We start from the raw sequence: 20141 nt of genomic DNA on the forward strand, positions 1-20141 counted from the left end.
TAACTTTTAACTTTGATTATATGTTTTATGAAGTCAAATAAGTTTCATTAAATTTTGATTTTGAGAGAGTGGTAAGTATACAATTATTCCTGTGATTAGCATTTGTAAATAAAATTTTAAAAATATACTAAACACAAAATGAAATTTTATGGCTTAAATCCTGAAAATAGGGTAAGTATATGATTTTAATTTTCACTAATTTCATTCTAATTTTTCTTTATTTTTAATTTAAAGCAGTAAATTAATATATGATGTGGAAATTAATATAATGGATTTAATCAAATTCAATAAAAATATGATTTCTACAAATCTTTAAAAAATTTAAATAATATCAATTGGTATAAATATACAACATGAGCAAAGACCGAGAAAGCATGAAGGGAACATACTTCATCTCTTCAATTTCAACAACTTCATACCTAGTGGAATATGGGGTTTTATCAATTTTTACTTTATTTCTACTTTATGTTTTGGATTTCTCAATTCCATTGACATCACGGGTTTATGGATATTATTACGGCTTTGCATATCTGATTCCAATACTAATCGGATACATTTCTGACAAATACCTGAATAAATCCACTTCACTGACCATTGGCTTTGTTTCAATGATAATAAGCCAAGTGATTCTATGGTTTTCAGCCTCATTATATGACCCCAACAATCCTGTTCGAGATACAATAGTCCTTAATTTGCAAAACATTGCGTACTTTATAGGATTGCTGTTCCTCGCATTGGGAATGAGTTTTTCATCCCTTTCAATTACACATATGATTAATTCTATCAATAACGAATCATCAAGACTTAAAGGATTCTCCATTTATTATCCCATTTTGAATTTTGGAATATTGGTAGGAGTAATCATAACAAGTGTGGTGGTGGGAAATGAAAATTATGAATTATATGAATGGATTTTCTTCATATTCACAATTATTCTAATTATCGGACTAATCATCTTTAGATTAGGCAAAGATAAGTATCTGGTTGACAATGACGGAAATCCTATGAATGATGACCGCCCTAAGGAGTCCATAATTGAGGAGTCAAATAAACTTCTCAGGAACATATCACATGAAAGCATATTCAAAATCAAAAATCTAAACTTTAATCAAAGAATAAGGCTTTTTCGTGATTCACTGACACTCAAGGAAAAGGATAGGATAACGGTCTTTTTCATATTTTTAATGATAATAATCTTTTATAGAATTGCATTTTCTCAATCCAGCATATCCCTTGTCTTTTTTATAAATACTTATGTCCAAAGGGATTTGAGCTTTTTTACAATACCTGTACAAATGTTTTCCCTGCTTAATCCTCTATTCATTTTAATTTTAGGCCCTATTTTTATTAAAGTCACTGATAAGCTGGAGAAAAAGAAAATCAAACTGGGATTCATAAAAAGAACCATATTGGCCCTGTTGGTCATGGTGCTCTGCTTTACGCTGCTAACCGTAATTGGCTATTATATAGATATTGATTCTGTGGATAAAATCAGCTTGATTTGGATTGTTGTTTTTGAATTTTTTATAGCAGTATCTGAACTTCTTTTCTCGATAGCGGGTTATGCTATGGTTGGTGATTTGGCCTCTGAAAAATATTATTCCTTGTTTTTCGGATTTTTCCTGGCTACAAAGTCTGTTGCAATGTTCTTGTCCGGATTTATATCCTCACGTTTCCCACCGGAAGGAACTGAGTCTTTTATTTTTCACATGCCGGTTCATGGACTGATGGACTTTTTCATGATATTTGTAATTATGAATCTATTTACTGCATTAGTTCTAATCATTTATAGAAAAAAATTGATTGAAAAAATGCATCTTGAAGATTCGAATTCTGCATAGTTCCACATTTTAAATACAAATAATTTGTGATATCATTGATTTATTAACTATAATCCTTGAAAAAATAGTTCATTACGAGAAATAATCTAGGTGATATCTTCCAAATTCTCCTTATCCAGCATTTGTGTTAAAATTCGAGCATACATCCTGACAAAACTGGCGGCAGTATCGCTTGAAAACATGTCTGTATGGTTTATGTGAATGACATATCCGTCATCCAAATCATTGATTACGCAGAAGAATTCGGAAAATGAATCCTTAAATGCATCCCTTATGATTATGTCGTTTCCAACATCGGATACATCATTCAAATCAAAATTATACTCAAACAGTACAGTATTATTCAAGTTGAATTCCTTTTCAAGCAATCTGAATGGATAGACATTGCTAAGCATTGATTTTAAGACCAAATCGGAAAAGTAATCCAGGTATGTTTTAATGTCATCGTTTTTGCAGTCTACAAGAATTGGGGTTGTTCGGGCAAACATTCCCAGAGAATTCTGAATATAATTTTCATGACGACCATGCTCCACAAAGTTATAGTAGACCTTAGGGCTTCCTATAAATCGGGAGTAAGTATATGCAAATACTGCATTTAGGAAAGTACCAATGGTGATGTTATTGTTTCTAGTGAACTCTTCAACATCACTTCGAATTCTGCGAATTGGGAGAGAAACTATTCCTTGAGAACCGTTTGAATCTTTTTGTATTGAATTGACTTCGCCAATGCCTGCCAGTTGTTTGGCATAAAACTCATGTGAAGAATCATAAGTCTCTTCGAATTTGGATTCAAAAGAATCACGGCTGGCATAAAGGAAGCCCAAATCAACATCTTTGTTCAAATTACCTTCAAAAGCATCAGTGAAATTATTGCCAATTATAGTGTATCCTATAGCGTCATTAATCACATGATGGATATCATAGACAATTCGATTGGATTTCTCATTGCCGATAATGAAGAAACGGGCCAAATACCTTTCCAAATCAAAAGGCTTTATAAGGTCAGTGAAATCATCGGTATTGCAAACCTCAACTAAAGGATAGCTATCACAGATTAAAAGGGGCATGTCCATGTCATCCAAAATACGTCCTTTTAAGATAGGATGCTTTTCAATCAAGGAATGAATTGAATCCTTAATGTCATCAACGGATTTATCCAAAGGACATTTAACAAGATTACATGTAGAATATGCGTTGCCCATATCATAGTCTTTTTCATTGAAATAAATTTCAAGCTGGGATTCAGAAAGGGCACAGATAACATTGTTATCATTAAAATTGAAATTTCCAATGAATTCTAATTCGGATTTGATGTTTTCAATGAATTCCGTGAGATTATCGGCTATATATGTGTCTTTTGGATACGTGCCGCTAATGTAATAGGAATCATCAGCACGATTGATGTTGAAAACAATACCATATGTGTCCACATCTTTCAAATCATCTTGAACTAGATTATGATTGGCCGATTTGAATAGCTCATTTTCAAAAGCAAATTCTGTGCTTAGGAAATTGAATGTAACTGGACAGTGCCTATACTCCAATTCATTGGTGATGTAGATTAATGATCCATAATTCAAACCCAAATTCCTTATATCTCCAAATGCGGTTTTAATTTTATAAACATCTCTTACAATGGAAACATCATCATAATCATTGCCGATATCGACATGTACTGGATACTGGCTGGTAAACCACCCTACGGTTCTGAAAAGATTTGCAAGATTATCATCACGCCCATAAGATTCTCGATTAAATATGATATCTTTCCCGTAAGTCTTTTTATATGCACGTGCAATAGCTAATGCCCAATATTCCTCCTCTGAAAGCATCAATAGGTTATCGACATCATATCCTACATCAGCATTGAAATTAAATCCCTTGGCATTTCCTCTAATCTGTGAATCGTCCAATAGTCCATTAACTTCAATCCAATGCAATTTCTCTTCTTCAGAAATGTTATCAACCAATCCTTTTACATCTTCAATCCAATCCTTATATGAATATGGTCTGGTGAGTTCAATATTCCCATCATTCGGGTCATGATAAGCTTCTTTTATTGATAATCCATTACCTTCGATAATCTCTGATGAAATTTCTTGAGTATTTTCAATATTCTGAGCAATCCTATAAGGTGTTCTATAATTCAATATGTCTCTTGCAGGATATGTTATGCCGTTTTTGTTGAGCAATGAGATTACACGTATCGCCGTGATGGAATCTCCACCGAGATTAATGAAGTCATCATTTAATCCAACGAACTCCTGATTAAACACAGCCTTGAATGCATCAGCCACCATCTTTTCCACGGCATTTGTTGGAGCAACATAATCAACAAAACTATCAACTTGATATTCATTGCCATAAACGTCTAGGGAATTCTCACTTTGACTTGGGGTAGAGAATATTTTCAAATCTTCACTGATGCAATAGTCAATATCAGAGAGCATCTCCTTTTCCAACATTTGGGTTAAAATTTTGGCATACGCTTTAGCAAAACTGATTATGGTTTTTCTAGAAAACTTATCGGAATGCTGAATCCCTACAACATAGCCATCATCCAAATCATTAACGACACATAGCAAATCGGAAATTGAATCTATGATGTTTTCGCTTGCAATAATGTCCTCATTTAAACTGAAAACATCAATGAGATTCAAGTTATACTCAAACATCACATCATTATTCAGATTGAATTCGGAAGCAAGCATTCTGAATGGATAAACATCATTTAACATGGAAGATAATGCCAAATCTGAAAAATAGCTTAAATATTCTTTGATGAAATCATTTTTGCAATCAACCAGAATTGGAACAGTTCGAGTGAACATCCCTACTGCATTTCGAGCATAATCCTCATGTCGCCCATGCTCAGTGAAATTAAAGTAAACTTTGTCACAGCATAAAAAACGAGAATAAGTATAAGCAAAAGCGGCATTTAAGAAAATTCCTGCAGTTATCCCATTAGCACTAGCGAACTCTTCAACACTGTTCTTAATGCCTAGAATAGGAATGGAAACAATGCCCTCACAACCCTCAGATTCATTCGGCAATTGCTTTACTTCATCGATATCTGTCAAGTGTTTGGCATAGAATTCATGGGCTCGCTCATAGCCGGATTCAGATTTGGATTTGAAAGAATCATAACTTGCATGAACAAAACCTAAATCAATACTTTCATCCAGATTATCTTCTAAAGCATTAATCAAATCATTTTCAACAAATGTGCATCCTACAGCGTCATTTATGATATGATGTGCCTCAAAGAATACCTTTTTTTCTTCATTTTTATCAATAATATAAAAACGTGAGAGGGATTTTTCCAAATCAAATGCCTTTAAAAGATTAGAAATGTCATCATCAGAAGTTATATTAATATCAGGATTGCTGTCGCAAATTAAAAATGGAGTAGTGTCATTATCTAAAAGTCTTGACTTTAAAATAGGGTGTTTATCAATTATTGATAAGATTGCCTCTTCAATTTCTTCAATCGAACTATCCGAACCGCAATCAATAGAGGCAAATGTGGAATATGCAGTATTCTTATTGTTGACTTTCTCATCCAAATAAATTCCCAATTGAACTTCAGATAATGGACAGATTATTGTGGAATCATCAAATGAAGCATTTTTCTCCTTGAAAATATTTTTTGCTGAATTTCTAACATCTTCAAGCCATGATTCATATGAGCTAGGTTTATCAAGTTTCATTTTTGCATCTAAAGCCAAATGAGTGTAGATATATGTCAAATCATCCAATAAAATACTCCAGCTTACCCCATCCACAATCAGATGATGAATGACAAAAACAAGATAACATTTATCTTCGCAGCGAGCCAAACTGACATCCATCAGATTATTGAAAACATCAAGTGAATCTTTAGCTTTCTGGATGATTTCTGCAATGCCTTCATCAATATTGCCAGTTATCTCATATTCATTGATTTCACAGATTCGAGTATTCAACGGTAATATTTCCTGCACATACCAATCATCTTTAACTTTGAATCTCGCCCTCAGCATGTCGTGCAGTTTTGTTAATTCATCCAAAGCAGCCTGCAGTATAGCGATATCCAAATCAACTGCAGATTCCAAAACAAATTCCTGTGTGAAATTATTCCTGTTTATTTGATCAAAGAAATAATCCTGAATTGGAAGCAAATCAAAAATGCCTTCGACATATTCATGGGATTCTTCAAATTTATCTCTCGCATTCTGAGCAATGAGATAGGGGGTCTTATACTTTAAAATATCACTTGGATTACAAATGATTCCTTCATTTTGAAGCAGGGAGACTATGCGTATGGCCTTAATTGAATCTCCACCCAAACGATAGAAGTTATCATTGATTCCGACCTTCTTTACATCCAGAACATTTTCCCATACTTTAACAACTGCATCTTCAACCGCATTTGTCGGTGAAGCATATTTGTATTTTGCTGCTTTAGGTTGAGGCAATCTTTTAATATCTATCTTTCCGTTGTTGTTTAGAGGTATGGAATCAATCTGCATTATTGAAGTGGGAACCATAAACGGAAGTAGCACATTTCCCAAATCATTCAATAGTTTATCCGTATCAATGACATCATCACTAACGATGTATGAATACAATTGAGTATTTCTGGAATCCGCTACTGTGACGGCCTGGTTTATATTCTCATTTCTCTCAATTTGCCTGTTGATTTCATCCACTTCAATTCTTTGACCATTGATTTTGATTTGCGTATCCATCCTTCCGATGAAATTTATTTCGCCATTACTATCAAGATATGCTAAATCTCCAGTGCAGTACAATGTGCCTTCATCAAATGGATTTGCGATGAAATGTCTGTTTGTTTCATTCTCATTGTTTAAATAACCATCAGCCACCTGTTTTCCACCAATGCACAATTCTCCAGGAATGCCTATTGGGCATAATTGTCTTTTATCATTTAAAATATAAATTTGAGTATTTATATTGGCTTTTCCAATGGTGATTTTATCATATAGGACTCTTTTAATGCTTGCGAATATTGTTGCTTCGCAAGGTCCATATGCATTGTAGATAATTGGATTGTAATTTTTCCGAATTTCGGCTACCAGACCTTCATTTAGGACTTCTCCTGCAAGTATCAGCTGTCCCACATTTTCCATAATCCTTTCAAAATTTGGAAGCTTTAAAAACATTTTCAATTTGGCCGGAACCGTATTGACAATTGATTTTTGATTCAATACGTCTCTAGGAATTCCTGAAAAATCATAATTCTCATTGATTACATGCAGCTGAATGCCATTCAACATTGAAAAGATAATCTCAAAAAGCGATGTGTCAAATCCTATATTTGTCGTGTGGTAAAAAATCCTGCTGTCTTTATCATAAAATTGCTTTTTAGCACTTATCAGGAAGTTTTCAACATTTTCATGAGTGATTTGCACACCTTTTGGGACCCCTGTAGTTCCTGAAGTATGAAGTATGCACAGCTTGCCTTGAGAGGACAATTCGAATTCGCCATAATCATAATCATATAATGACTTTTGGTTCAAATCAACAATGTCGACATCATCCATGTCCAAATCCAGATTCGTCAATACAACTTTTGCGTCAACCTCATCAATGATGCGCCTTATCATTCCCTCTGGAGCTGATGGGTTGATTGGGACATAAACCGCATTCAGTTTCAAAATGCTATAGAAGCCCAAAACAGATTCTATACTACGGTTAGCTATCAATACGATATTATCTTGTTTTTTAACACTGAATTTGTCCTTCAGATAATTTGACAAGCTGTTGGTTTTCAAATCAAAATCATTATAGCTTAAAGAAGATTCATGATTGGACAAAATTTTCATTGTAGGGTTTTTAGCAATTTGCTCTTTTAATGCTATCAGGATTGGGTCATATTTCACGTCCTCCTTAACGCCAGTCATTTCGATTATCCTTTCCCGCTCGCCAGATGATAGAATGTCAATGTCATCAATTTTCATACCCATATTTTTGCCGATGTTGTCAATCAAATTAATATAATGGCCCAGTAGTCCATTAATCTTATCAAAGGAATACAAATCAGTATTATAATCGAATTCAACAGTCAAATCGGATGGACTATTCTTTATTGTGCATGTCAAATCAAATTTGGATCCATCCCACTCTAAATTATTGTCAAAGTCATCGGCAGTGTTCTGTATAAATGCTATGTTGAACAGAGGATTGAATGAATTGTTGGTTGGTATGTTATGGTCTTCAACTATCTGTTCGATTGAATAGTTCTGATTGGCGAATAAGTTGGCCAATTCTTCTTCGGTTTTCATTAAAGTCTCTTTTAAGGTATCCCTGCCACACATGGTCTGTGCAAATGGCAGTGTATTGGCAAACATTCCCAAAGTCTTTTTCAGAACTGGAGATGTTCTTCCGTTTGTTATGATTCCAATTTGAATGTTCGATTCGTCTGTGTATTTGTGAAGCAAAATGCAGAATTGCAGAAGTAATAATTTGTAAACTGTGGTGTTGTTGTCCATTGCTCGTTTTTCTATAATTTCTTTATCCAGAATGTATGCAATCTTGCTTCCGTTAAAAGTCATTTCTAGTGGCCTTTCAAAATCTGTCATAAGTACGGTTCCATATTCTGAAAGTTCTCTGTTTTTCCAGTAATCCGCTTCCTTAGTCTGCTGATTCTTAACCCATAATACATTAACCGGAGGGTTTCTTTTAAGTTCATATTTTATGGATGGCTTTTCACAAATGAGTAAGATATCTTCAACCGTTAGATTTTCGATTCCACAACTGACAAATTGATTTAAAACCTTTTTGATGCTCCTTAAAAATGAGTGGACATATGGAAAAGTGTATTTGTTGGCATCGAACTTTAATTTCAAGAGATATTTCTGGGATGATTCGCCGATAATCAGTGAGGGGTTTGAATCATTGTCTTCCAAATCATTATAAATATAATTAAAATGAGATTGGATGGTCAATTTCCTTAACAATTCATTATACTCCTTTGGATTGGAAAAATCATCACTGAGATTGGCAATATACTCAATGACATTCCTTTTTCTGTTTTCATCATTGAATTTCAATGGGGCCTCAATGGATTTTCCATTGATTTTGGACTTTGTTTTGATGAAAATTTGGCTATCTTCACTATATTTTGTCAATGTAATGCATGTAGCTGTCAAAAACAACAAATTAGGGTCTAAATCGTATTTTAAAGCTAAATCATTAATTTTTGATTTGATTATGGAAATGCAAACATATTCCATTTTTGAGATGTTGTCATCATTTTTATTAAACATAAGGGCTGAAGATTGCATAAAAACACACTATAATAGTAGTTTTTACTGATTATTATTAAAAAATTTTTTCATTTAGTTCACAATTTTTAATCCTAAAACAAAATTGATTTGACTTTGGAGGGAATCCTATTGATTTTGCAATTTTTTTTTAAATCAGGAGTGTTGGCGGAAATTATTTAATTTTGAACATTTTTCATTTTCTCCATTTTATTTTTCTTATATTAAGTTAATGATATGAATCTTATTGCGTTAATAACTGAATTTAAATCCATTTTATTTATTTTTATTAGATTAAATAATCTTATTAGATTGTATGATGCTACAATGGCGAACATTAGGTTCTGTACTCTTTTTAATCCAATTATTGGGATATGGTCATAATCATAGATTCTTTTGAAAGTTCCGTTGTGTGCTTCTACTGTCTTTGAACGTAGTTTATAGTCTTTTATTCCTTCTTCTGTGGACATTAATCGTTCTACTTTGTATTTGACGTCGTGAACGTATCTTGTTATTGTTCTGTGGTTTGTTGTGTAGCAGGTTCCTTTGTGTTTGCATTTTTTGCAAGCTGTGTAGTTGGAATAGACTAATTTGATTTTATTTCCTCCTCCTTTTTCTTGTGGTGCTGGATATGAGCCGTCAAGGGTTAATTCTTGTTTTTCTGGGCAAATAAAAACATTTTTATATTCATCAAAAACAAAGTAATCTATAGCAAATGGATTGTCAGGTTGATTGCCTGAATTTTGTCTATTTTGCTGTTTTGTTGGAATTAAGGCAGTGATATCTAATTCTTCGAGATATTGCAGATTTGCTAGTGTTGAATATATTGTATCCGTGCTAATTTTTTGGGGTTTAAGTTGTAAATTAACGAGTATTTGATTCATTAATGCTGGGATTTGGTAATGGTCTGTGGGATTTTGAACTGCATTAACTCCACAAATTAACTTTGATTTTGTATCTGTCCCCAATTGTATGTTATATGCAAATTTTGGATATTTTTGTCCTTTATCTTTTATTTTCATTAATCGAGTGTCATGATCATTTAAAGCCAGTGACACTTGGCCAGAATAATCTAACAACTGCCACCAATGAAACAAAATATCGACTTTTTCTTCGTCAGATAATGAATTATCCATTAGAAATTTTCTTGCTGTTCTTCTAAGCTGTTTAATTTCATTTTTTGACAATTCTTCAACCATATAATGTCTAATTAATAGACTAATGTCTTTTTCTTTAATTATATTAAATGGTGAATTATATGCCTTTTTGATTGTCCCATCAATCGCAATATGTTCAAAATCAGTTAAACCCAGTTTATTAGCCACAATTAGAATAAAACTCATAATAAACTGGAAAATTCCTTGAAAATCCTCACGATAATCTCGAATAGTTCGATCTTTAGGTTCAATAGCATGTGAAATTAAATTATATAAATAATTAAATTTTGCATTATGGGCCAAGACCACAGAACTTGTTATTTTATTAATATAACCATAAAAAATTAGTTTAATCATATCTTTAAGTTCAAATGGTGGTTTTCCTTTATCAGACGTTATTCGTTCAATTTTAAAGAAATTAAAAGCACTATCAACAATAATGGATGTAAGATACATAAGCTGAAATTCTTCATCCATTTCATCAATTTCCCTACTTTTATCACTCAGAATAAGTGAATTCAAAATCATATAAATCAAAACTCCATATAATTAATTAAATAATTATAAAATTAACTATAATTAATTATATATTTGTAATTTGTAATATAAATAGATTTTAATAACTTATAGTAAGAATAAAAAATAAATAACTAATATTATCAAATATTAACAATAATATTAATAGTATAGAAAAATTGAAGTTTAAAATCTCAAGAAATGAAAAAAATAAGAAAAAACAAGCAAAAAAATTGAAAATACATGATTGAACATTATTTAAAATTAATTTAAAAAATTAGTAAAAAGTTGAACAGTTATTAATAACTAATAATTTCCGCCAACACTCATAATAAAATAGCTATTTATATATAATTTAAAAAAGTAAAATAATATTAATTAAGATAATTGAGGTTATTATATGAAAGGTGAAGTATATTATGGTAAAGGCATTCGTGAATTGGAAGATCAATATCCTGATTTGTACGAACTTGTAACTGATATGAATGAAACTGTATGGGATGGAAAAATTCTCGATTATAAAACTCAAAAATTAATAGCTATTGGAATTACTGCTTCCCGTGCAGACCCAAGAGCAACTAAAAAGCAAATTAAAAGTGCAATTGAAGTGTTAGGTATCAGTAAAGATGAAATTGTTGATGTTTTAAGAGTTGTTTTATTAACCTCAGGTATGCCAGCATTTTCAAAATCCTTACAAATTTTAAACAGTGTTTTAGAGACTATGGATTAAGCTTCAAAATCATTTTGAAGTTTTCTTTTTTTCTTATATTATTTTTAAAGTCATTACTATTCTGAATATATGGTATGCTATAAAAAGGATCATTCCGATGTTTAATAATGAGGTTACTATCGGTTTTTCAAGATATATTTCTCTTTTAGATTCATTTATTTCAACCTTATCATATTTTGTAAATATTGCATTCAGCCCTACAATCCAAGCAAAAAGTAGAATTATCAAATAAGTTGCTACTATGCCAATGTCTCCAATGTTTGCTGAATTTATGTTTTGTGTTATGTTGCTTAGTGATGTGGAGAAAAATATACTGGCTACTGATCCGAAGAAATTGACGAATGCATGTAATGATATTGAATATATGATTTTTCCGGTTTTAATATAGACGAATGCAAAAAATCCGCCCAGTAGGAATGCATAGAAAAATTGGCTTAGGTTTCCATGGAATAATGCAAATATTAATGCTGATAGAAATATTGATAGCTTCGCCCCGTATTTTATTGTCCTGTCAATCAGTAGTTTTCTAAAGAACAGTTCTTCAAATATCGGTGCCAGTATGCTTATTACAAGCAGATTTACGTAAATACTTGAATTTTGAATTATTTGTTCTATGGGATTAATCACATCATTTGTAAGTGTGTTTCCTATTATTGTTGTAATGATAAGCCCAATCATGTTTCCTATCCACATTAATGTTAGGGCTATGCAGAAATATTCTATTGTTGTTTTTAAACTTAGATTTTTCTTATTTATTGGTGTTGATTCGATTTTTCCCATCAGATACATGAAAATTGGCAATATTAATAGGTAATTTGTCAGGGAAGATAGGACTGTTTGAATATTGGTGTTTCTTATTAATGTCACATCCCATAATGCAATGATATTTACCAGCAATATTTGGAATAGTATCGGTATCAGTGCAAGGGCTAAGTAATTAAATCCTATTCTTGAGAAAATTTTTCTGTTTTCGTCCAATTTCTCCACCTTTAAAATTAATGTAATTAATATTTAACTTTTAATATATATACTTTAATAATGTTTGGGTATAGTTAAATTTTTTTGATGAACGTAAATTTAAATTAAGTTTAACCTAATAATTATTCTTTGTTTTACCTAAAAAAGATTTAAAACAGAATAGTTTATATATTACTTATTATTTAATAGTATATTGGACAATACATTATTTAGACAAAAATAAATTTTGGTATTCAAAAAAATACACTATTTAGGTTTACCTAAAATTTATATATTGTTGTTTATAAAAATATATGTGTTATTGGATTTTTTTTGAATTTTATCCAATATCATATAAAAAATATACGGGAGATAATAATATGATTGAAAAAGAATATGTTGAAAAAGTAATGAAACATAAACATGCACTTATTTTTGTCGGTGGAATTGCAACTGCTATTGTTGGTAAAAAAATCTTAGAATCAAAAACTGTAAAAGATGCTTGTACCCAAGGTATGGCTACTGTTATGGCAGCTAAAAAAGATGCAGAAGAATGCTTCCAAGATATGAAAGACAACGCTGAAGACATTGTTGTTGACGCAAATTCCGAAGTAAAAAAAGAAATTTACGTAGAAGATAAAGAATAAATTTTTTTCTGGTAGTGTAGAAATGAAATATCAAGTAATGTATGATAAAGGAACTCGTTTAAGAGTTCGATCAGGCCAATGGGCTTTCACTAAAGAGGAAGGCTATGGTCTTGCTTCATTACTTTTAGAAAATGATTTTATCCATGAAGTATACACATCACATAGAAACGGAAGCATTTTAATTTATTATGATGATGTTGAAAATAAACAGAAAATTTTCAATATTTTAAATTCAATCACAATGGATGATTTGGTTGAAGGTGAAGCTTCACAGCTTCAAATTTCAAGAGAAATCACTGATGATTTTATATTGAAATTAACTAAAATGTTTACTTACAGACTATTGGGAAGGATATTCTTACCTATTAGGATTAAAAATATTTTGACTATTATGCGTGCTACAAAATATATTTGGGAAGGATTGGATAGTCTAACCAGTTTCCGTATTGATGTTGCACTTCTTGACGGAGCGGCTGTTGCTGGAGCATTATATATGAGAGACTTTGCACCAGCAAGTTCAATGATGTTCTTATTGTCCATCTCCGATGCATTAGAAGACTACACTGTTCAAAAAGCTAAAAGTACATTAAAAGATAGTTTAGCTTTAAATATTGATACTGTATGGGTAGTAGGAGAAGATGGAACAGAAGAACAACGCCCGGCTTTAGAGGTTAAAAAAGGAGATAAAATCAAAATCCACATGGGAGATGTCATTCCTGTGGATGGTAAAGTAGTGGACGGAGATGCAATGGTTAATGAGGCTTCAATGACTGGAGAACCATTGGCTGTTCATAAAAGTTCAGGTAAGACAGTTCACGCAGGAACTGTACTTGAAGAAGGAAACATTGTTGTTGAAGTGTTTTCAATCAATAAGGAAACCAGATTAAACAAGATCATTGACTTGATTGAAAACTCAGAAGATTTAAAGGCTGATGCTCAAAGTAAAGCTGAAAAATTAGCTGATTCTATTGTTCCTTATAGTTTCCTTGCTACAGCAATTACTTATTTAATTACAAGAAATCCTGTCAAGGCGTTATCTGTATTGATGGTTGATTTCTCATGCGCAATTAAATTAACAACTCCATTATCAATCATATCTGCAATGCGTGAAGCATCTGATAATCGTATGATGGTAAAAGGAGGTAAATTCCTTGAGAAATATGCAACTGCAGATACTATTGTGTTCGATAAGACTGGAACTTTAACAAATGCTTCTCCAAAAGTCGTTCATGTATTCCCTATGACTAAAAAATACACAAGGGAAGAAATTCTAAGAATGGCTGCCTGTATTGAAGAGCACTTTGCTCATAGTATTGCAACAGCTATTGTAAAACAGGCTGAAGAAGAAGGAATTAAGCATGAAGAAGACCACAGTGAAGTTGAATACATTGTAGCTCATGGTATTGCTACTACTTATGATGGTAAACGTGTTGTAATCGGTAGTAGACACTTCTTGTTTGATGATGAGGGCATTAAGATAAATAAGACTCAGGAAAAGAAAATCAAAAAAGAAGTTAAAGAGCATTCTGTTGTTTACATGGCTATTGACGGTAAACTTCAAGGTCTTATCTGTATAGACGATCCTGTTCGTGAAGAAGCAAAATATGTCATTGAAGAACTTAAGTCATTAGGCATCGAAAATGTCATAATGCTTACTGGAGACAGTGAAAGCGGAGCTAAATCCAGTGCTGAAGCTTTAGGAATCACGGAATACAGATCACAAGTACTTCCAGAAGATAAATCAAGGATTGTTGAAGAATTAAAAGCTGAAGGTAAAACCGTTATCATGGTCGGTGATGGTATAAACGATTCACCCGCACTCGCTGCAGCTGATGTATCAGTATCGATGAAAAATTCCTCAGATATTGCTCGTGAAGTAGCTGACATTTCACTTTTATCTGATGACTTGAATGATTTGATAACATTAAGAAAGTTAAGTACTGGTATGTTTGATAAGATCAATACGAATTATCGCAGAATTGTTGCGGTTAACGGAACCTTGCTTGTATTGGGAGTATTAGGTGTAATTCAACCATCTACGTCCTCAATGATACATAACTTATCAACAATGCTGTTTGGTGCTTTAAGTACTAAATCAGTCCTTGGTGATGATAATCCGAATGAAATTAAAGTTGAAGCTATTGAAGTGACTGATGCTGCATAAATGTAGAATTTTTTCTACATTTTTTTCTATTTTTTTCTTAAACTTTTAATATTAAAACATTCATATTATTTAATGTATAAAATTTTAGATTAAGTGATGTGATGAATAAAAGAAAATTTTTACCATTAATTCTGCCGATTGCAATTCTTATTTTTTGGTATATCATAACTGACGGTATTTCTTTGGTTAAACCTTATGTATTGCCGAGTCCGGTTGCTGTATTATATTCTGCAATCAGCATTATACAATCTGGAAAATTGCTTCAAAATACTATTGATACATTATTTAAAGTATTTGCCGGTTTGATTTTAGCGTCCCTTGTTGCTATTCCTTCTGGTATTCTTTTAGGATGGTATGAAACTTTGGAAGAGTTGTGTTCTTTTGTAATCAGTATTTTAAGGCCTATACCTCCTGTTGCATGGATTCCATTTTCAATTTTATGGTTTGGAATTGGTACTGTTCCTGCAGTATTTATTATCTTTATGGGGTGTGTTTTCCCGATTTTGGTTTATACCATGGATGGTGTAAAGAGAACTGATAAAGTATTAATTGAATCTGCACAGACATTAGGCGCAAATGATTGGAATGTTCTTAAAAGAGTAATATTGCCTTCTGCTGTTCCTTATGTTATTTCTGGACTTAAAGTGGGTGTTGGAATTGCTTTGATGTGTACAATTTCAGCAGAAATGATTGGTTCAAGCAGTGGTTTAGGATATATGATTTTAACAGCTACAAACTTATTTGATCCAGGTACTACAGTTGTTGGTATGCTTGTCATTGGTTTGATTGGTCTTGTTCTTGATTATGTATTTGGACTTGCACAAAAAAGGATTTTCTGGTAGGTGTTTTGAGTGTCAATTGAAATTAAAAATATTAACAAGTCCTTTGATGGAAGAGGAAAAAACTTATCTGTTTTAGAGGATATTAATTTGACAATTGATGATGGGGAGTTTGTATGTTTGCTTGGCCCATCAGGTTGCGGTAAAACAACTCTTCTTCGTTTGATTGCAGGTCTTGACAATCCTACTTCCGGTGAAGTTGTAGCTAATGGTGAAGTTGTTGAAAAGCCTTCTGGTGATAGAGCAGTTATTTTTCAGCAATATTCATTGTTTCCTTGGCTCACTGTACTTCAAAATGTAACTTTTGGTCTTGAAATGTCAGGCGGTTCAAAAGAGGAAAATATTCAGGCCGCAGAAAGATATCTTCAAAGTGTTGGTTTGCTTGAGTTTAAAGATAGCTATCCTCATGAACTTTCAGGTGGTATGAAACAGAGGGTCGCAATTATTAGATCTTTGCTTAACCATTCACCTATCTTGCTTATGGATGAGCCGTTTTCTGCATTGGATATGCAAAATAGACATAAGCTTCAGGAACAGCTAATTGGTGTTTGGAAAAGATTCGAAAATACGATTGTTTTTGTAACTCACGATGTTGATGAAGCCGTTTATCTTGCAGATAAAATAGTTTTGCTTGATAAAAATCCGGGTAAAATCGCAGAAGTGATTTCTGTCGATTTGGAAAGGCCAAGAAAAAGAGAATCTCAAGAATTTTTAGAAATTCAAGAATCAATTGTTGAAAATCTTGATATGGAAGAATAGTTAATTAACTATCTTCTAATTCATTTTTTATTTTTAAAATTTCATTTTTAACTATATTAACGCATTTTTCATCATTTTCATTAATTCTGACTGTGCATTCTGCATGCAAGTCATATTTTTTTAATAGTTTACTCACATTCAAATTATATTCTACTGTCACATCTTTTGTTTTTAATATTGTTTCAGGACAGCAGTTTTCACAGCCATTTACGGCTATGACTTTATTATTTTTTGCCAGTTCAATGAATTTTTTGTAATTGCCTCCGCTTGCAACTACACAGCAATATTCAATGTCTTCATGTTCAATGGACAAGTCGTAAACACTGACTCGTGATACTTCACCTCTTGGGTTCATGCCGCTGCAGGCACATAATACAATCTTTTCATTCATGTTATCACAATTTAGCTATTAAGGTACCATAATTTCCATTTTTAATGCCTTCATATACATAATCCAATGCCTTTAGGATTGAATCGTTTAAATCGTTATCTTTTGCAAGATATGCAGTAATTGCTGCGGATAAATTACATCCTGTACCATGAAGATTGTCTGTTTCAATCAATTCCTGTTTTTTGATTGTTGTTTTTCCATCAATGTTTATTGTGTTGATGCCATCCAAATGTCCTCCAGTAATTAAACTATTGCATTTGATATTTTTAGAAGCTTCAATAGCATCCTTTTTGTCATTGATTTTCATGCCACTTAATTTTTCAGCTTCACTGATATTTGGTGTGGTTAAAATTGAATTTGGAAGTAAATATTTGTTTAAAGCATCTGCTAAATCCTCTTTGGTTAAATCTCCTCCTGAAGTAGCAACCATGACTGGATCAACAACTGCCTTTAAATCATACTCTTTAATCTTTAGAGAAACCAATTTGATTATTTCTGGTGAGTAAAGCATGCCTGTTTTAATGAATTCAACTTCATATGAATCCATAACTGAATCAATCTGCTCTTCAATGTATACTGGTGAAATGGGTTTGGTTGAAAAAAACTTATATGGATTTTGAGCTGTAAGGGCAGTTACTATTCCTGTTCCATAAACTCCAATTGCCTGAAATGTTTTTAAATCAGCAAAAACACCTGCTCCTGCTGATGGATCAACACCTGCAATTGACATTACAATCATTGTTTAGCCCCTAGTAACTTTTAGGCGTTCACTTCCACGGAAAGGCTCAACGTTAACTTTCAGCTCTTTCAGGTATTTTCTTGTATGGGTCTTTTCACCGTGAATCATGATTTCGCCTAAATCTTCAGCAGTATTAACATCTAATGCCATGAAAAATGAATCATGCACCTGAGGATTTAATTTTTTTCTTTCAGCAGCTTGTACATGTTTCTTATAGCTTAATCCTTCAAATCGTGTGTGGATTGCCATTGGCTTCATGATTATCATATTTGTTCCGCCTCCTTTTGACGGAACTATGATAAAGTCAAGACTTTTGGATGCGTCAATTAACATTTGAATATTGGTTTTTCCAATTAAAGGCACGTCTGATGGAACAATGATAATTTTTTTTGCTTTTCCTTTACAATATTTCATTGCCTGTTTTAAAGCTTTGTTTAAATTGGAGTTTTCATCTTCCAAAATAGTGTCTAAATTCAACTTTTTAGCATAATTCAAAACATCTTCATCCCGACTAATGATGAATATCCTATCAACATGCTTTTTTAAAGTATCTGTAACATCCTGAAGCATAACCTTTAGAAGATTTTCTCTTTCTTCATCTGATAAAAAGGGAGATAATCTTGTTTTAGCATTTTTAAACTTGCTTACAGGAATTATAGCATAAATATTATCCATTTTAATCACTTAATATGTTTTGGCGACTAATGCAACATATTTTGCATCTTTTCCACTAACAATACATTTAGCACCATCTTCAGCATCCTTGTGAATTCCTAAAACATCATAACCGGTTTTTTCTTCGATTTCTTTTCCGCAATCTTCATCACCGCACCAGTTTACTGCAGCAACGTTTCCTGCTTCAACCAGTTCTGCAATCTCATCAATGTTTTCTGTAAATTTGACATGCTCTTCCTGGAATTTCCATGCTGAACCTTTGAGATTTTCATATGATTTGTCAAGTAAATCCTTAACGTTATCAACTAATGTATCATCCAATGCCAATTCAATTTTTTCTCCTTCGTCACGTCTCATGGCTATAGTAATATTGTTTTCCAAATCTCTTGGTCCAAGCTCTAGTTTTAAAGGAGTTCCTTTCAATTCCCAGTCATAGAACTTTTTACCTGGTCTGATGTCTCTGTCATCAATGTTTACGCGCAAGCCCGCATCTTCCAATGCCTCTTTGATTTCTGTGCATTTTGCCATAACTTCCTCTTTTCCCTTCTTGAATAGGATTGGAATGATCGTGATTTGGTTAGGTGAAACCATTGGTGGAAGGCGTAAACCTTTTTCATCACCATGAATTCCAATAATTGATGCAACAACACGGTCTGACAATCCTGCACAGGTCTGATAAACATATTTGTGCTCCCCATCCTTATCTTCGAATGTGATATCAAATGTTTTTGCGAAAGTTTGACCTAAATTGTGTATTGTACCAATTTGTAAGGTTTTTCCGTCAGGCATTATGGCATCAAAAGCCATAGTATAGTCAGCACCAGGGAAAGTATCCCATACAGGTCTTTTTGAAATCAGATATGGGATTCCAAAGCTATCTAAAAATTCCTTATAAATTTCAATGAAGTCCTCAATTTGCTCATCACACTCTTCTTTTGTTGCATGTGCAGTGTGCGCTTCCTTAAATGTAGTGATTTCACGTACACGAATTAAAGGTCTTGTATGTTTTGTTTCATATCTGAAAGTGTTAACAACCTGATAATATTTTTTTGGTAGGTCAATGTGTGATCTAATCCATAATGCATACATTGGATAGATTGCAGTTTCGCTGGTAGGTCTTAAAGCTAATTTTTCATTCAAATCATTTCTTCCACCTTTTGTAACCCAGTAAACTTCATCTTCAAATCCTTTAACATGCTCCCCTTCCTTTGCCAGTTCCGCTTCAGGAACAAGTAATGGGAATAAAACTTCGTCATGGTCTTTATCCAAAAGTTCTTTAATTTTCTCAAGCATGTATTTTCTTATTTTAAATCCGTATGGCATCCAAATTGCCATTCCCTTAATAGGGTATCTTGAATCAGTAATATTTGCTTCTTCTAAAATATCATGAAACCATTCACTAAAATTTTCCACCATATCACCTAATTTATTTATAATATTATTATATTTGTTTTTAAT

13 protein-coding genes are annotated in these 20141 nt (G+C 32.5%); 6 read left to right on the plus strand and 7 right to left on the minus strand.

All coding sequences use genetic code 11. From position 1 onward, the window contains the following. Nucleotides 1-353 precede the first annotated feature (353 nt). Nucleotides 354-1841 (plus strand): POT-type proton-dependent oligopeptide transporter, encoded by a 1488-nt coding sequence (locus SM9_RS03755; RefSeq protein WP_083495825.1) that lies wholly within the window; start codon nucleotides 354-356, stop codon nucleotides 1839-1841. 86 nt (nucleotides 1842-1927) lie between these two features. Here the strand turns inward: SM9_RS03755 and SM9_RS03760 are convergent, their stop codons facing one another. Together SM9_RS03760 and SM9_RS03765 are read right to left on the minus strand one after the other, a co-directional pair. Further along, on the minus strand, nucleotides 1928-9130 hold the full coding sequence (locus tag SM9_RS03760; protein WP_058738867.1) for a condensation domain-containing protein: 7203 nt from the start codon (nucleotides 9128-9130) through the stop codon (nucleotides 1928-1930). Nucleotides 9131-9333: 203 nt separating this feature from the next. Then, nucleotides 9334-10794 (minus strand): transposase, encoded by a 1461-nt coding sequence (locus SM9_RS03765; RefSeq protein WP_058738868.1) that lies wholly within the window; start codon nucleotides 10792-10794, stop codon nucleotides 9334-9336. A gap of 388 nt (nucleotides 10795-11182) precedes the next feature. Here SM9_RS03765 and SM9_RS03770 point away from each other — a divergent pair, with 388 nt between their 5' ends. Continuing rightward, nucleotides 11183-11512 carry a carboxymuconolactone decarboxylase family protein gene (locus SM9_RS03770; RefSeq protein WP_058738869.1) on the plus strand — a complete coding sequence of 110 codons (330 nt, stop codon included), beginning with the start codon at nucleotides 11183-11185 and terminating at the stop codon, nucleotides 11510-11512. Between the two features lie 33 nt (nucleotides 11513-11545). Here the strand turns inward: SM9_RS03770 and SM9_RS11645 are convergent, their stop codons facing one another. Then, nucleotides 11546-12490, minus strand: coding sequence for a CPBP family intramembrane glutamic endopeptidase (locus tag SM9_RS11645; protein WP_157064656.1), 945 nt, complete (start codon nucleotides 12488-12490; stop codon nucleotides 11546-11548). 359 nt (nucleotides 12491-12849) lie between these two features. Here SM9_RS11645 and SM9_RS03780 point away from each other — a divergent pair, with 359 nt between their 5' ends. The 4 genes from SM9_RS03780 to SM9_RS03795 all read left to right on the plus strand — a co-directional run bounded on the left by SM9_RS03780 (nucleotide 12850) and on the right by SM9_RS03795 (nucleotide 16878). Further along, nucleotides 12850-13116: a hypothetical protein gene (locus tag SM9_RS03780; protein WP_058738870.1), complete on the plus strand. Its 267-nt coding sequence runs from the start codon at nucleotides 12850-12852 to the stop codon at nucleotides 13114-13116. Between the two features lie 22 nt (nucleotides 13117-13138). Continuing rightward, nucleotides 13139-15280, plus strand: coding sequence for a heavy metal translocating P-type ATPase (locus SM9_RS03785; RefSeq protein ID WP_058738871.1), 2142 nt, complete (start codon nucleotides 13139-13141; stop codon nucleotides 15278-15280). Nucleotides 15281-15381: 101 nt separating this feature from the next. Then, nucleotides 15382-16122, plus strand: coding sequence for an ABC transporter permease (locus tag SM9_RS03790; RefSeq protein ID WP_058738872.1), 741 nt, complete (start codon nucleotides 15382-15384; stop codon nucleotides 16120-16122). 9 nt (nucleotides 16123-16131) lie between these two features. Continuing rightward, on the plus strand, nucleotides 16132-16878 hold the full coding sequence (locus tag SM9_RS03795) for an ABC transporter ATP-binding protein (RefSeq protein ID WP_058738873.1): 747 nt from the start codon (nucleotides 16132-16134) through the stop codon (nucleotides 16876-16878). A 4-nt stretch (nucleotides 16879-16882) separates the two neighbouring features. Here SM9_RS03795 and SM9_RS03800 read toward each other — a convergent pair whose 3' ends face one another. Genes SM9_RS03800 through proS form a run of 4 tightly spaced genes read right to left on the minus strand, consistent with a single transcriptional unit; the run spans nucleotide 16883 to nucleotide 20099 of the window. Then, nucleotides 16883-17269: a putative zinc-binding protein gene (locus SM9_RS03800; RefSeq protein WP_058738874.1), complete on the minus strand. Its 387-nt coding sequence runs from the start codon at nucleotides 17267-17269 to the stop codon at nucleotides 16883-16885. 4 nt (nucleotides 17270-17273) lie between these two features. Further along, nucleotides 17274-18008, minus strand: a complete 735-nt coding sequence (thiD, locus tag SM9_RS03805) for a bifunctional hydroxymethylpyrimidine kinase/phosphomethylpyrimidine kinase (RefSeq protein WP_058738875.1) — start codon at nucleotides 18006-18008, stop codon at nucleotides 17274-17276. A gap of 3 nt (nucleotides 18009-18011) precedes the next feature. Continuing rightward, complete coding sequence (cofC, locus tag SM9_RS03810) at nucleotides 18012-18683, minus strand: 2-phospho-L-lactate guanylyltransferase (protein ID WP_058738876.1); 672 nt, start codon at nucleotides 18681-18683, stop codon at nucleotides 18012-18014. A 9-nt stretch (nucleotides 18684-18692) separates the two neighbouring features. Further along, on the minus strand, nucleotides 18693-20099 hold the full coding sequence (gene proS / locus SM9_RS03815) for a proline--tRNA ligase (protein WP_058738877.1): 1407 nt from the start codon (nucleotides 20097-20099) through the stop codon (nucleotides 18693-18695). Nucleotides 20100-20141 lie beyond the last annotated feature (42 nt).

The sequence above is a fragment of the Methanobrevibacter millerae genome (genome assembly GCF_001477655.1).
GTDB lineage: Archaea > Methanobacteriota > Methanobacteria > Methanobacteriales > Methanobacteriaceae > Methanocatella > Methanocatella millerae_A.

Coding starts and splice junctions, on each gene's coding strand:
- SM9_RS03755 (WP_083495825.1), top strand. CDS start 354: ATGAGCAAAGACCGAGAAAGCATGAAGGGAACATACTTCATCTCTTCA.
- SM9_RS03760 (WP_058738867.1), bottom strand. CDS start 9,130: ATGCAATCTTCAGCCCTTATGTTTAATAAAAATGATGACAACATCTCA.
- SM9_RS03765 (WP_058738868.1), bottom strand. CDS start 10,794: ATGATTTTGAATTCACTTATTCTGAGTGATAAAAGTAGGGAAATTGAT.
- SM9_RS03770 (WP_058738869.1), top strand. CDS start 11,183: ATGAAAGGTGAAGTATATTATGGTAAAGGCATTCGTGAATTGGAAGAT.
- SM9_RS03780 (WP_058738870.1), top strand. CDS start 12,850: ATGATTGAAAAAGAATATGTTGAAAAAGTAATGAAACATAAACATGCA.
- SM9_RS03785 (WP_058738871.1), top strand. CDS start 13,139: ATGAAATATCAAGTAATGTATGATAAAGGAACTCGTTTAAGAGTTCGA.
- SM9_RS03790 (WP_058738872.1), top strand. CDS start 15,382: ATGAATAAAAGAAAATTTTTACCATTAATTCTGCCGATTGCAATTCTT.
- SM9_RS03800 (WP_058738874.1), bottom strand. CDS start 17,269: ATGAATGAAAAGATTGTATTATGTGCCTGCAGCGGCATGAACCCAAGA.
- thiD (WP_058738875.1), bottom strand. CDS start 18,008: ATGATTGTAATGTCAATTGCAGGTGTTGATCCATCAGCAGGAGCAGGT.
- cofC (WP_058738876.1), bottom strand. CDS start 18,683: ATGGATAATATTTATGCTATAATTCCTGTAAGCAAGTTTAAAAATGCT.
- proS (WP_058738877.1), bottom strand. CDS start 20,099: ATGGTGGAAAATTTTAGTGAATGGTTTCATGATATTTTAGAAGAAGCA.